Consider the following 13,570-nt stretch of genomic DNA (forward strand, 5'->3'; position numbering starts at 1 on the left):
TCAGCCGGCCTAGTGCGGCTTGCGGCCGAAAACCCGGATGTATTCTTCCACGCCGCCATCGGCCAACGCCTTGGCCTGCCGGCCCCAATCGTCGCGCTCGATGCGCCCAAGCAGCGTCAGCCGCGTGTCCATCCATTCGCGTTCGATCTCGGTCCAGCCGGCGACCTGCGCGAAACGATAGATGCCGAGCTCATTGAGCGCGATCTCGATCTGCGGACCGATGCCGACGATCAGCTTAAGGTCGTCGGGCTCAGCGGGTCTCGCTATGCCGGCCGGCCGGCCGCGATCCGCGGGATCGACCGGTTCAGGAGCAGGGCTCGGCACGGCCGCCTTCACGGCTGGAGTAGCCGGCACCGCCTTGGTCCTGGAGCCGGTTGCCGCCTTCGGCTTGTGACTCTTAGTGACCGTTGCCTTCTTCGCTTGCGTTGCAGCAACCGCCTTGCCGGCAGTGGCGGCCGTCTTCCCGGCTGCAGCAGTCTTCGCCGCAGGCTCCGATTTCACGGCTGGCGCAGTCTTCTTGGAGGCTGCCGTAGACTTTTTGGCGGCAGGTACATTTTTCGCTGCCGGCGCTGGCTGTGTCGCCGGTTCCGGCGCGACCATGGCCACCTTCGCGGACACCTTGGAGCCCCTGGCGACAGTGGATGCCTTGCGGGCAACCTTCGCCTTGGCAGCCGCAACCGGCGCGTCAGCAATCTCGACTGCATCGTCGGGCACGCCCTCCAGCGCCGCATGCGCCTTGTCGAAGCTGATCACCGGCTCCATGCCGGCCAGCACCTCGTCGGAAAGCCAGCACAGGCTGCGGTGGCCGCCACCGAGATCCTTCAGCGGCGGCACCTCCTTCTCGCAACGGCCGTCCGGCACCAGATGTTTGTAGCGGCAGCGGGTCTGGAACGGGCAGCCGCTCGGCGGGTTCATCGCCGAGGGAATGTCGCCTTCGAGCACGATGTGTTTCTTGACCACGCTGGTGTCGGCGATCGGGATCGCTGAAAGCAGCGCCTCGGTATAGGGGTGATAGGGCGGCGAAAAGATCTGATCGGTTGTGCCCTGCTCGACGATGTAGCCGAGATACATGACCACCACGCGGTCGGCGATGTAGCGCACCACCGACAGATCGTGGCTAATGAACAGCATCGTCATCCCGGACTGGCGCTGGATGTCCATCAAGAGCTCGGTCACCGCCGCCTGGACGGAGACATCGAGCGCCGAGACCGGCTCGTCGGCCACCACCACCTTGGCCGAGCCGGCAAAGGCGCGGGCCACGCCGATGCGCTGCTTCTGCCCGCCGGAAAGCTGGCGCGGCTTGCGTTCGGCGAAAGCGCGTGGAAGCTTCACAAGATCCAGAAGCTCCAGCATGCGCTGCCGACGGTCCGCCACCGTCTTGCCGACGTTGAACTTCTCAAGCGTGCGGATGATCTGCGAGCCGACGGTGTGGCTGGGATTCAGCGTATCGAACGGGTTCTGAAACACCATTTGGATGGCCGAGACCGTATCGACGCTGCGCTTCTCGATGCCCGTCGCCTGGATTTCGGTGTTGGCAAGCGTGACCTTGCCGGCGCTTGCCGTTTCTAGGCCGAGCAGCACTTTCGCCAGTGTCGACTTTCCGCAACCGCTTTCGCCGACGATGGCGACGGTCTCGCTCTCGCGCGCCTCGAAGCTGATCGTCTCGTTGGCCTTGACGGTGCGCCCCTCGCTACCGCCGAACACACCGCCGGCGCCGACATGGTAGTATTTTTTCAGGTCGTCGACCTTGAGTACCGGTGCGCCGGGCTTGACCGGTTCGCCGGCCTTCTTGGCGCCGGGCGGCAGCGCTGCCCAGTCGATCTCGTTGAAGCGCACGCAGCGCGAGAAATGGCCGTCATGCCCCTGCACCGGGATCATCGGAATCTCGGCTGCGTTGCACACGCCCTCAACGAAGTGGTGGCAGCGAGGACCGAAATTGCAGCCTCGTGGCCGCTCCTGCGGCAACGGCAATTGACCAGGGATCGCCACCAGCGGCCGCTCGTTCTTGTCGGCGCCGGGCAGCGGAATGGAGCGGAACAGCCCTTGCGTATAGGGGTGCCGCATGCGGTCGAAGACGTCGGTGATCTTGCCGGTTTCCACCGCTTCGCCCGAATACATCACCGTGATCCTGTCGCAGGTCTCCAGGATCAGGCCCAGATTGTGCGACACGAAGATCATCGAAGTGCCGAACTGCTTGCCCAGCCCCTTCACCAGTTCGACGATGCCGGCCTCCACCGTCACGTCGAGCGCTGTGGTCGGCTCGTCGAGCAAAAGCAGCGCCGGATTGGACAACAGCGCCATGGCGATGACGATGCGCTGTTGTTGGCCGCCGGAAAGCTGGTGCGGATAGGAGCGCATCATGCGCTCGGGGTCGGGCAGCTTGACCGAGCGCACCATGTCGAGCGCACGTTTGTAGGCCTCTTCCTTGGAGACCTTATCGTGCAGCAGCGGCACTTCCATCAATTGCTGGCCGATCTTCATGGCCGGGTTCAGGCTGGCCATCGGCTCCTGGTAGATCATGGCGATCTTGTTGCCGCGGATGGAGCGCAGCTCCTCCTCCGACATGTCGCCCATATCCTTGCCCTGGAACTTGATGCGGCCACCGACGATCCTGCCGATGTTGGACAGGTCGCGCATGATGCCGAGCGACACGGTCGACTTGCCGCAACCGCTCTCGCCGACGATGCCCATCGCTTCGCCGGGCATCACTGTGCAGGAAAAGTCCATCACCGCCGGTATTTCGCCCTTGCGGGTGAAGAAGGAGATCGACAGGTTCTCGATCTCGATGATCGGCTGGGCGTTGGCTGTGTTCGTGGCTTTAACGGCTTCGTTCATGGCGTCGCCCTCCACTCTAGTCTTTCATCGATTGTTCGCGCAGTGCGTCGGCGAGCAGGTTGAGCCCCAGCACGAAGGACATCAGCGCGATCGTCGGCGGCAATGCTGGATGGATGAAGGAGCGCAGCAACCGGCTGGCGTCCTTGATCGCGGTACCCCAGTCCGGACTTTCCGGCGCCAGACCCAGGCCGAAATATCCCAGCGTGCCGAGCAGGATGGTAGTGTAGCCGATACGCAGGCAGGCATCGACGATCAGCGGGCCGCGCGCATTGGGCAGGATCTCCCACAGCATGATGTACCAAGGCGTTTCGCCACGCGTCTGGGCGGCCGCCACATAGTCGCGCGTCTTGATGTCCATGGTCAGCCCGCGCACGATGCGGAACACGCCAGGTGACGAGGCAAAGACCACCGCCACGAAGATGTTGAGCTGATTGGGATCGATATGCACGATCTTCAGCGGATCGGCGTCGAATACAAGGCCGAGATAAACCCAGCCGCCGATCAGCAAAGTCAACCCCATCAGCACATACAGCCGGTCCGGCCGCTTCTTGTAGCGGGTCCAGAACAGGACGCAGAAGAAGATAATCGGGAACAGGAAGAACAGCCCCGCCATCGCATAGGGGATCGGCGTGTCCATGATGCCGGGCGTAACCAGCAGGTAGAACAGCAGGATCACCGGGAAGGCGAGAACCAGATTGGCGAGGAACGACAGCACGGTGTCGATCTTGCCGCCATAGTAGCCGGCGGGCAGGCCAAGCGTGATGCCGACCATCAGCGCGAAGCCGGTAGCGGCCGGGGCGATGATCAGCACGATCTGAGAGCCGAACACCATACGCGAGAAGATATCGCGCGCCAGCTTGTCGCCGCCGAACAGGTAGACGCCCTTGGAGGCCGGCTCGACCGCGCCGGGCAGCGCGTCCTTCATCACCGGCAACTGCCCCAGCGGGTCAAACGGCGCCACATGCGAGGCAAAGATCGCGGTGAACAGCCAGAACAGGCAGATGATGACGCCGGCGATGCCGACGCCGCTGTCGAACAGCTGGCCGTAGAGGCCGAGTTTCTTCTTATAGGTGAAGCTTGTGCCGAGCACGACGGCGAGCGCCAGCCAAACCGGCCAGAACCGCGCCAGCACGCCCAGGATGATACCGACGGCTCCGATATATTCGATCTGCATCGCCGGCCTCCCCTACTGCACGCGAATGCGCGGATTGAGATATGCGTAGCCGACATCCGAGATCAGCTGGGTGATCAAGACGATGAACACCGAGACCATCGAGCAGCCAAGCAGAAGATCGATGTCGTTGTTGCCGGCAGCCTCGACCAGCGTGTAGCCAAAGCCCTGGTAACGGAACATCGTCTCGACGATGACGACGCCGGTGAGCAGCCAGGGGAACTGCAGCATGATGACGGTGAACGGCGCGATCAGCGCATTGCGCAGCGCGTGCTTGATGACGACGTTGGAGAACGACAGGCCTTTCAGCCGCGCCGTGCGGATATATTGCTGCGTCATCACCTCGACCATTGAGGCGCGTGTCATGCGCGCGATGTATCCGATGCCGTATATGGCCAGCGTGATGACCGGCAGCGTGAAATTGTAGAAGGTGATGCCCTGGCTTGCCGAGGCAGCCGAGCCGTTCAGCCAACCGAGCCACGACGCGAATATGACGGTGAAAATAACGCCCGAGACATATTCCGGCGTCGCCGTGGTGATGATCGAGGCAACCGACAGGGTTCGATCCGTTCGCGAGCCCTCCCGCATGCCGGCCAGGATGCCGATGAGCAGCGACACCGGCACCATCACTGCAAGCACCCAGAACATCAGGATGCCGGTGGCACGCAGTGCTGGGAACAGCTTGGCCGCAACGGTGGCCTTGAATTTGGTGGAGCAGCCGAAATCGCCCTGCAGCACACCATTATAGGCGGGCTCCATCGGGTCATTGCAGAAGGTGAAGCGCTGCGAGGCCTTGCCGGTCGCCGCATCGACGATCGGCTCCTTCTTGACCACGCCGAGCCACTGTCCGTAGCGGACGAAGAAATTCTGCCTGTAGCCGTGATTGACGAGCCAGCTTTCGAGCTGCTCGGGCGGCGTGTGCATTTCTGTCTGGCTGATCGCCAGCTTCTTCAGATTGGGTTCGAGATTGACCAGGAAGAAGACGACAAGCGTCAGACACAGCATGGTCAGCAGGATCGTGCCGATGCGTCTGGCTATGAATGAGAACATTGCGCCCCCCTGCCGGCCGGGTTGGGGTCAGATGCTGTCAACCCTGCGTCCAAAAACCTGGTGCGGAATCATGCCGCCGCGGCGTGCGACGCCGCGAGGCCATGAACGGGATGAGGGCGTGCGCCCTCATCCCTGCCGAAGGACCGGTTAAGCCTTGTCGATCCAGACCTTGCCGAAATCGTGCTCGTAGGTCGGGTGCATCGAGTGGTTCTTCACCTCGGGCTTGATGTTGATGTAGAGCTTGCGCCAGTAGGGCTGGATGATGATGCCGGAATCCTGCAGCGTCTGCTCGATATCCTTCATCACAACCTTGCGCTTCTCCGCATCCGCGATGCCGAGGGCTTCGTTGACCTTCTTGTCAAAGTCCGGATTGGCATAAGCCGTTTCGTTCCAGGCTTCGCCCGAGCGGTAGGCGATAGCGATGACTTGGATGCCGAGCGGGCGCATGTTCCAGTTGGTTTCCGAGAACGGATACTTCGTCCAGTCGTTCCAAAAGGTGGAGCTCGGCAGCACCGTGCGCTTCACCTTGATGCCGGCCTCACGCAGTTGCGCCGCGATCGCGTCGGTGGTGTTCTTATGGTAGTCCTCGTCGTTCGAGATCAGCTCGTGCTCGAAATCGAGCGCGCCTGCCTCCTGCAGCATCTGCTTGGCCTTGGCCGGGTCGCGCTTGATCTTGGGCAGCTCGACATATTCCGGATGGATCGGCGCGACGTGGTGGTTTTCAGCGGCGGTGCCGGCATTGCCGTAACCGAGCTGCAGCACGGTGGCGTTGTCCACGGCAAGGCACATGGCCTGACGAACCTTCTGGTTGTCATAGGGCTTGGCCTTGACGTTGAAGCGCGAGACGACGGTAGCCGCCGTCACCACTTCAGAGACCGGGGCGCCGACGCCCGCGATGATCTTGACGTAGTCGGCGGTGGTCTCGTGATTGGTCTGCACTTCGCCGGATTCGAAAGCCGCAACCGTGGCAGCCGGATCGGTGCCGTAGTCGATGAATTCGACTCCATCGAGATAGGCCTCGCCGTTCCACCACTTGCCGGTTTCGCGGCGCTTGTAGACCACCTTCTGGCCGACATCGTAGGAAACGAGCTCAAACGGACCGGTGCCGATCGGGCAATTCTTGAAGTTGGCGCCCTTCTCGTCAAAGGTCTTGTGCACGACGAGCGCCGGATAGTCGGCCAGGTTAGCGATAACGGCGATGTCGGGCTTGGTCAGCTTCAGCTTGACCGTCATGTCATCGACCTTGACGATCGAGCCTTCGCGCAGCTTCTTGGTGGTCTCGTCGACGAGGCTGCCCAGACGGCCGGGCATCGAGTTGCCTTCCACAGACTTGTCGGCCCAGCGCGTGAAATTGTGGATCACGTCATCGGCGGTGAACTTGTCGCCATTGTTCCATTCGACGCCCGGACGCACATGCAAAGTGTATTCGGTGGCGTCGTCGTTGACCTGCCATTTTTCGAGGAGGTAGGGCTCGAAAGTGTACTGCTTGGTGTACTTCACCAGCGGCTCGAGCGCCTGGCGCTCGGCATTGGAGATTTCCGACCAGTCGGCGGTACGCGGGTCCTTCGGATCCTTGACCGACATGGCCACTTTGAGGACGCCGCCCTTCTTGGGCTGCTCTTCGGCCATGGCTGGCGTCGGCATGGCAACGCCCAGCAGGCCATAGGCCATGGCTGCAGATGCGCCAAAGATGCTTGCCATCGCCAGGAACTCACGGCGATCGACTTCCCCGGTCTTGACCTGCTCGGCCATTGCCAGGATGTGATCGGGAACGCGGTCGCTGTTACTCCGATAGAATTTCATGACTAACTCCCATTGTTGGCTTTTTGCCTTTTAACATTCCGCACTCGACCGACGATGTCAAAGATCGTTCGACTTTGGAACTCAAAAAGGAGAGTGCAACTTTGAAAAGGGAGCAGTTCGCGTGAATGCGACAATCTTGACGGAAATTTGCTATCGATGGCAACAAAATGACCACGGCGGTTTTGTCCAAACCGCGCGCAAGCTAGACTTGCGGCAACACACCTTTTTCTGAAAGCACCAGTTGCGCGACGCCGTCGGTCCAATACACTCTACCGGCAGGCGTGCGATTGGCTGCCTCAGTACTCGCGCTCGTAGAAGATGCCGCCCTTGGCTTCGCCGGCGTCCGACGCTTCGCCACGCAGCTTGACGCCCTTGCCGACATTGAAGTCGATGCGCGCCTTGCCCGAGCCCGGCTTCTCGCCCTTCTGGATGTTGAGATAGGTGCGGTCATTGAGATACTTGCCGGCCGATACCGCCGTTCCGCCCTGATCGTCGGTGGTCACGTCGAGATCGTCGACGCCGAGCTTGCTGCGCAGTTTTTCCAGCAGCGAGGTCGAGCCGCCAACGCCGCTGAGCTGGGCTGCCGCCTCGGCGAGCTGGGCGATTTGCAGCGGCGACAGGTTGGACATAGAGCGGCCGAAGATCAGGCGGGCAAGAACCTCGTCCTCCGGCAGTGCCGGCACCGAGGAGAAGGCGAATTTCGGATTGGTCGCCTCGCCCGACACGGTGATCGTCACCGTCGCGTCGGTGGCTGTCGATTCCGCGACCAGGTTCAGATACGGCACCAGCGAGCCCGAGAAGGTCAGCGTGCCTTCGGTGAAAGTCAGGCGCTTGCCAAGGATGGAGAGCCGCCCGCGCTGCAGCGTGAACTGACCGACCGCCTGCGGTGCCGACGCCGGCCCCGCCAAGCGCAAATTGCCGCCGAGCTCGGCATCCACGCCCCTGCCCTGCACGAAGATCTGGTTCGGCGCGTTGACGGTGATGTCGAGCGTCAACCCGCCGCCCCCACCACCGCTGCTGGTGGCGCCGGCCGGGCGCAGCGCCTTGTCCTGCGCGCGCACCGCCGCCGGTGCGTCCTTGCGCTTGACGTTGAGGGTCGACAGCGATGTCGGCAGCCGCTCCGGCACGGTGACGACGACCTTGCCCAGATTGATGGTGCCGGCGATCGCCGGCGCCGTCGCCAACGGCCCCTTCACGGTCAGGTCGCCGCCGAGATTGGCCGTGACGATACGGCCGTCGGTGTAGCGGCCGTCAACCAACTTGATCGACAGGTCGGCCGGAAACCCCTTGGCCGGGTCGATGCCGACCGTACCGCCGGCGCTCAGCGTGCCGCGCGTCGACAAAGTGCCAGTCAGTCGGTTGATGGTCGCGACGCCGTTGCCGAGGCCGACATCGAGCGCAATGTCCTTGACCGCGAGGCCAGAACCGGCGTCGAGGAAGCGCGCGCCCGACGAGCGCACCGTGCCGGAAATGACCGGCTGGCTGGCCGGTCCGCGCACCTGCACGGCGACATTGGCGGTGCCGGTGAGCGACAGGCCCTGCGCCGCCAGCTTGCGCGCCAGGAATTCGAACGGCACGTTGCCATTGACGTCGACCGAAAGGTTGGGTGCGCCTGCCGTCGTCACAGAGCCGCCAGCCTTCAGCGCAAGTCCCGTCCCGCCACCGATATCGGCGTTGAAGTTCAGCTTGTTGGCTGCGAAGGTGCCGCCCGATGTGATGTTGAGGGCGTCGATGCCGGCATCCCGCATAGCCGCCAGCGCGACGCCATTCGCCTTGATGTCATAGGCCACCGACGGCGCCGACGCGGGGCCAGTCACCTTCGCAGTGCCCGAAACGGTACCGGCGGCACCGAGGCCCGGCGAGAAAGCATTGGCGGCGGCGATCGGCAAATTGGCCAGCGCGACGTTGAGGTCCAGCGCGTTGCCGGCAGTGCCGCTGACCGTGGCGCGGCCGCCCTCGACGCCCACCACCAGCTTCTGGATCGTCGTGGTGCCGTTGGCGACAGCGATGGTGGACGGCTCGGCGATCGCTGCCCTGAGGCCGCGGATCGTAGCCTGGCCGGAAGCGAGTTCGAGCGTCGTCGTACCGCCGGCGACCTTGACCCGTCCCGCCGCCTTCGCCGGAATGTCCTTGACCGTGGCGCCGCCGGAAAAGCCAGTCCATTCGCCGTCGCGCTTCAGGTCGATGGCGATGCCGGTCACGGTCATGGTTCCGGAAGTCACGGCATCCGCACGAACCGTGCCAGCCACGACGGGCGCCGCCGCGTAATTCGCCACCTGCGCGTCGATCGCGACATTATTGGCCGTCAGGTCGCCGCGCTTGAGACCTGCCTTGGCCTGCAGCGCCAGTTGCGGCACGCCGTCCTGCTTGCTGAAGCGGACCATGCCGCGCACATTGCCTTCGGCCTTTTCCAGCGCCAGCGCCGCCAGCGGCCCGATATCCGGCAGATCGATCTTCACCAACCCTTCCGGCAGAAAGGCCTGGTCCAGCACGAGATCGCCGGAAACCCCGTTCTGGCCGAGCGCCAGCGACAGGCCGTCGATGCGGCGCTGGCCATTCGCGGTCTTCAGCACCGCCTTGCCCTGCAGCGGCTGACCGGCAACGGTGCCGGACAACGAAATGTCGGCGGCGGGATTGGCCGCGTCGGCCCTGCCGGATGCCGTGAGGTTCAATCCCTGGATCTCGCGGCCGGCTACCTCGAGCTTGTCGCCGCTCACCGAAAGCGTAACGTCCGGTGCGACCATGACACCCTTGGCCGTGACCGAGAGGCCGATCGCGCCTTTGGCTTCCTTCGACAGCAAGGACAGGTCGGCCAGCGCACCCTTGAGCTCGGCAACGATCTGGCCGTCATGGAGGCTGGCGCTGCCGTCAGCGGAAACCGCGCCGGAGACGAGCTTGATGGAATCGGCCGAGACCAGGCCCTTGGCGTTGCGCTTGATCGCAGCCGACAGTACGGCGCGCTCGCCGAGCACCGGGCGTGCCGCAGCCGGCAGTGCCGACGAAGCGGCATCGGCCTTGACGTTCAACTCGATCGAACCGTCGGCAAGCGCCATCTTGCCGTTGAAATCGCCGGCGAGCGTGTCCGAGCGGATCGACCCCTTGTCGACGTTGATCGTCTCTTTCTCGATACTGCCGGTGACGTCTGCCTTGATCTTGCCGGCGATCAGCGGCGCGATGGTCGGGTTGTCGAGGCCGATCTTGTCGACGGTGACGGCGCCAGTGATCGGCCCGACGCGGTTTGCGATATCGAAGCTGTCGGAATGGATGGTCAGGTCGATATTCTCGAACTTGGTGACTGTGGTCGTCACCTTGGCGAGCGACGCGCCGATGTCCAGCATCGGCTTGCTGCCCTCGCCGAAGGCGTGCACCGAAGCCGATTTCAGGTCGAGATCGATCGGGCTTTCCTTGCTGCCGAGCGCGAGCGGCAGCACCGGGCCGACCGAGTTGAATTGCAAGCCGAAATCGGTGGTGCCTTGGGGGTTGATGGTGCCCTTCGCCTCGCCGCGCACCGCGTCGCTGGCGATGTTGGCACGCTCGACCTCGACGCCGCCGACCTTGGTGGCGGTGCCCGCGAGATCGAATGTCGTGCTTCCGGCCAGAAGCGGCTTGAACCGCTCCGGCAGGAAGCGGGCGAAATCGCCGTCGCCCTTGGCCTCGAAGCGGTTGCCCTTGTCGGTGAGCTGATGACGGCCGACAAGCTGGGTGATTACCTGGCCGTCGACGCTGAATGTGCCGGTGCCGTTCCAGTCGGCTAGCGCACCCTTGCCGGCAATCGATATTTCCACTGGCGGCGCGCCGGGCAGCTGCAGCAGATTGGCCAGGATGCCGCCCGACGGTTCCGACGCCTTGACGTCGAGGTCCAGCCTGTCGGCGGCCGGCGCGAAATCGACATTGGCGTCGACGGTGCCTTGCTTGCCGTCGTTGCGGGCGACATTGAGCTTGGCCGCCACCGCGAGTGGCGAGGCATCGGCCTTGACCGAGCCCTTGGCGGCAAGCTCAGCGATGCCGACGCCGGCCAGGGCCTGGCCGAGCGCGATATCAGGCAGATCGATCGCCTTGATGTCGAGGGACACAGGCAGATTCACGCCACCGGCATTGTCGCGCTTCTGCTCGCCACCAACCGGCGGGCGGGCCACCTCGATGCGCTCGACCGCGACGCGCTCGGCGCTAAAAGTCTTCGACAGCAACGCCAGCGGCGACCAGTCGACCGCAACCTTGCGCAGCACCAGCCATGGCCCTTGCTTGTCTTCGAGCACGACATGATCGACCGTCAGGGCGCCCGACCAGATGCCATCGATGCCGGCGACCGTCACCTTGGTATCCGGCGAGGAGGCCATCGACGAGATCAGCCCGGCGAGATTGTCGCGGCCGCGTTCCGTGGTGGTGAAAACGACGAGCGCGCCGATAGCACCGGCGACGACGATCGCCACCAGGTAGAGGAAGATTCGCGCCGCGCGCCTGAGCAAGCCAGCCATCTCGTCAGAACGCCTGACCGATGCCGGCATATATGCCGAAGCGTGGATCGCCTGGACCGCGGTTGAGCGGAATGGCGCCGTCGATGCGCAGCGGACCGAACGGCGTCACATAACGCAGGCCGACGCCGGCGCCGACCTTCACATCGGAGAAGTCCGGGAACTGCTTGGTGGACACAGTACCGGCATCGACGAACGGAACGATGCCGATCGTGTCGGTGATGCCGATGCGCATTTCGGCCGAGGTCTCGAAGTAGGAAAGCCCGCCGGTCGGCTTGTTGTTGATGTCCTTCGGGCCGATGCCTTGATAGGCGTAGCCGCGCACCGAGCCGCCGCCGCCCGAATAGAAGCGGCGGTCTGCGGGAACGTCTCCCAGAGATGCGCCGACGATCGAGCCCAGCGCCACGCGGCCGGCCAGCACAAACCGGCCGCCGGTGTCGAGTGCCTGATAAGCCGAACCCTCGCCCCTGAGCTTCACGAAAGTGGCGCCATTCAGGAGATCGTAGCTCGGCTCGACATAGGCCAGTGCCCTGAAGCCGCTCTTCGGGTTCAGCTTGTTGTCGCGGTTGTCAAAGACATATTGCAGCGGCACGCTGGCAATCAGGTAGTCGTGCTTGCCGAAGCTGTCGGTGATCTTGGAATAGTCGAGCGACAGTTCCGCCGAAACGGTCTGCCTCTTGTCGATCTCGTAGGAGAGCCCAGCGCCGCCCTTGACCGAGAAGCGGTCATAGGCGTCCGGATGCTCGTAGACGGTCTTCAGATTGGCAAAGAACTTGGAAGCGGGACCGACCACGCCCGGTTTCTCGAACATGATGCCGGCATTGTAGTTGAGCTGGCCAATAGCATTGGAGCCGATGCCGCTGATCGAGCCGTCGATGCGCAGCTTCTCCGCCTTGCCGAACAGGTTGCGATGGCCCCAATAACCTTCCAGTCCCAGCCCTTCGGTGTTGGACAAAGTGCCGCCAACGCCGAAATAGCGCGGCTTGCGCTCGCTCACCTCAACACCGATGGGGATGTTGCCGTCGGCGTCCAGCTTGTCGGCTTCCTTCAGCGTCACGCTGTTGAAGACTTCGAGGCCGAGCAGCCGGTCCCGCGCCGTATCGATTTCCTTGGGCGAATAGCGCGCGCCGCGCTTCAGCCCGGTCATGTATTCGGTGAAATCGCGATCCACCGTCTCGGTGCCCTTCACCGTGGTCTCGCCGTAGCCCGCGACCGGACCGGCCTCGACGGTCAACGTCACGTCGAGCCGGCCGTTGGCATGGTCGGCGACGACCTCGCGATCGGTGACCTTGGCGAGCGGCCTGCCCTCGTCCTTGAGCGCCTTGACCAGTCTCGCCTCAGCCTTCAGCACCGCGCCCGAGCCGGCATCGCCGCCGGAGATCAGACCGAAATCGGCGCTGGCGAGCCCCGCGGCATCGCCCTTGAGACGGATGTCGCCCAGCGTGAACTTCTGGCCTGGGGTGACGGTGATCGTCACCGGTATCGGTTGCTGGCCCTTGAATTCGGCATCCGGCGGCAATTCGTCGATCGACTGGCCGGCAATTGAGATGTCGACCACGCCTTCGTAGCGGGCGTCCTCGTAAAGCGCCGCCACCAGCTGCTCGCGATCGCTGCGCGCCTTGGTCATCAGGCCGAGAGAACCGGAAACAGGATGGTCCTCGTCGGCTTTCAGGCCGGAGACCGCCTCGATCCTTTTCTTCAGATCCGCGTCGTCATCCTTGACGTCAATGGTCACAGCATAACGCAGCGGGTCGGCAATCTCGGTGTCCGCCTTGTCGTCGGACCCCCACAGCTTGATGCCGAAGAGTTCGAAGGCGGAAACGCTACGGCTTTCGGCTATCATCGTGGCGGCGCCAAGCGTGACAGCGAGCAAGGCGCGCGAAAGGCTGCGCCTGCACGCGCTGCCCTGCCAATCGCGCTTTTCCCTCGTCGGCATCAGCCGCACCTGTCCTCCAAGACCCGAACCGTGTCCCTCCCATGCTCCCTGATTGCTAAAATTGGAGTGAACTTCTGAAGTCCTCGTAAATTCCTATAGGGCACGAACCATGAAATGTCTGAATTGCTTGCACCTTTGAGTTCACACCTTTTGTTCCGTCGCAAAATTGTGTGAAGCTTTTCATATGAATGCACACTGAATGCCCCTAAGGCACGGTTTGCAATGGACCTTCGTGGGCCGGTTATGGCCGTTTGCGCGTGTTGACAAGCCTCGGCTAAGGCGGAACATGCCACGACAGCCGGA

At 63.4% G+C, this 13,570-nt stretch carries 5 protein-coding genes and 1 pseudogene; all 6 read right to left on the reverse strand.

Annotated features, from left to right (window positions below):
- Positions 1-699: 699 nt before the first annotated feature.
- Positions 700-2,835, reverse strand: a pseudogene (locus QFZ88_RS05535) (dipeptide ABC transporter ATP-binding protein); the annotation flags it as partial.
- Positions 2,836-2,851: 16 nt separating this feature from the next.
- Positions 2,852-4,009 carry an ABC transporter permease gene (locus QFZ88_RS05540; RefSeq protein ID WP_024923519.1) on the reverse strand — a complete coding sequence of 386 codons (1,158 nt, stop codon included), beginning with the start codon at positions 4,007-4,009 and terminating at the stop codon, positions 2,852-2,854.
- Positions 4,010-4,021: 12 nt separating this feature from the next.
- The gene (locus tag QFZ88_RS05545) at positions 4,022-5,056 is read right to left on the reverse strand and encodes an ABC transporter permease (protein ID WP_024923520.1); all 1,035 of its coding nucleotides are present in this window, start codon (positions 5,054-5,056) and stop codon (positions 4,022-4,024) included.
- Between the two features lie 147 nt (positions 5,057-5,203).
- Positions 5,204-6,859, reverse strand: a complete 1,656-nt coding sequence (locus tag QFZ88_RS05550) for an ABC transporter substrate-binding protein (protein WP_024923521.1) — start codon at positions 6,857-6,859, stop codon at positions 5,204-5,206.
- Between the two features lie 296 nt (positions 6,860-7,155).
- Positions 7,156-11,334, reverse strand: coding sequence for a translocation/assembly module TamB domain-containing protein (locus QFZ88_RS05555; RefSeq protein WP_036254310.1), 4,179 nt, complete (start codon positions 11,332-11,334; stop codon positions 7,156-7,158).
- Positions 11,335-11,338: 4 nt separating this feature from the next.
- A complete protein-coding gene (locus QFZ88_RS05560; protein WP_024923523.1) occupies positions 11,339-13,267 on the reverse strand; it encodes an autotransporter assembly complex protein TamA in 1,929 nt (642 codons plus the stop codon).
- Between the last annotated feature and the right edge of the window lie 303 nt (positions 13,268-13,570).

Source organism: Mesorhizobium sp. YL-MeA3-2017, from assembly GCF_030814575.1.
GTDB classification, from domain to species: Bacteria; Pseudomonadota; Alphaproteobacteria; order Rhizobiales; family Rhizobiaceae; genus Mesorhizobium; species Mesorhizobium terrae.

Coding starts and splice junctions, on each gene's coding strand:
- QFZ88_RS05540 (WP_024923519.1), bottom strand. CDS start 4,009: ATGCAGATCGAATATATCGGAGCCGTCGGTATCATCCTGGGCGTGCTG.
- QFZ88_RS05555 (WP_036254310.1), bottom strand. CDS start 11,334: ATGGCTGGCTTGCTCAGGCGCGCGGCGCGAATCTTCCTCTACCTGGTG.
- QFZ88_RS05550 (WP_024923521.1), bottom strand. CDS start 6,859: ATGAAATTCTATCGGAGTAACAGCGACCGCGTTCCCGATCACATCCTG.
- QFZ88_RS05545 (WP_024923520.1), bottom strand. CDS start 5,056: ATGTTCTCATTCATAGCCAGACGCATCGGCACGATCCTGCTGACCATG.
- QFZ88_RS05560 (WP_024923523.1), bottom strand. CDS start 13,267: ATGCCGACGAGGGAAAAGCGCGATTGGCAGGGCAGCGCGTGCAGGCGC.